Raw genomic sequence first — 923 nt, forward strand, 5'->3', positions numbered from 1 at the left:
GGCCGCCGAGAGCGCGCCGCCCACAAGCCGGCCAGCCTCTCTCAGCCGGCTCTCCCGCTCGCGCAGCCTCTCCTTGGCCGCCGCGAGCTCGGCCTTCAGCGACGCGACGGTCTCGATATCCGCGCCGTCGCGCGCAGCCAGACGCGGCCGGTCGTCCTGTCGTCTGGCGCGGGTCGCGAGATCGAGCATCGTGGCCGGGATTCTCTTCACGGGTCTCCCGCCATCCTGGCCTGGGAGCCCTTAAACCTTCGTTTGAAGCTCCCCCGCTCGCTCGGACGGCGGCCGCCCCGCCGATTGTCCCTCCAGAAGCTCCTTGAACTCCGGAATCCCGAAAGTGGCGACGACCTCGCCCTCCGGTCCGAGTATCTCGTAGATCGGTCCCCGGACGTTGCGATTGGTGAAATAGACGATCGCGTCGCAGTCGCCGCCGCCCTCGGTATGCGGCTCGCCTCCGGCCGAGGCCGCGACATAGCTGCCGACAGGCCGCACTTCCTTGAGCGCGCCGTCGGGACGGTAGATCCGGAGTTCGCCCTGGAGCACCAGGGTCCGGTAGTCGGCCATGTGCCGATGAAGAACGATCCGCTCGTTGGCGGCGAACCTGAAGAGCAGATCGACGATGCGGGCGTCCTCGTCCACGCTCAGAACGTGGTAGGCGATGTGGTCGAAACCGTCGATGGTCCGCCACGTGATGTTTCGATCGTCAAAGCCGCGTTCCGGCATCCTCTCCTCCCACCTCCGCCGCTTCCTGCGTCGCGGGCGGGATCGTAGGAACGCGTTCTCCGCGCCGCTTGCCATTTCGCGCCAAACCACGCCCTGCGCGGCGAGGAGCGGAGCGCCATGACGCTTGCGGTCACGCGCGCCAGCACCGTCGGGCCCATCGCGCGGGCGGTGGAGCAGGCGGGCGGCGCCGTGGATGAGGACGA

2 protein-coding genes are annotated in these 923 nt (G+C 68.8%); both read right to left on the bottom strand.

All coding sequences use genetic code 11. The features are described from left to right. Positions 1–210 (bottom strand): hypothetical protein (locus ACIKT0_RS19205; RefSeq protein ID WP_407106870.1); only part of this gene is annotated, 210 nt, incomplete at its 3' end. A gap of 30 nt (positions 211–240) precedes the next feature. Continuing rightward, positions 241–720: a cupin domain-containing protein gene (locus tag ACIKT0_RS19210; protein ID WP_407106871.1), complete on the bottom strand. Its 480-nt coding sequence runs from the start codon at positions 718–720 to the stop codon at positions 241–243. Positions 721–923 lie beyond the last annotated feature (203 nt).

The organism is Hansschlegelia beijingensis (assembly GCF_045505405.1).
GTDB lineage: Bacteria > Pseudomonadota > Alphaproteobacteria > Rhizobiales > Methylopilaceae > Methylopila > Methylopila beijingensis_A.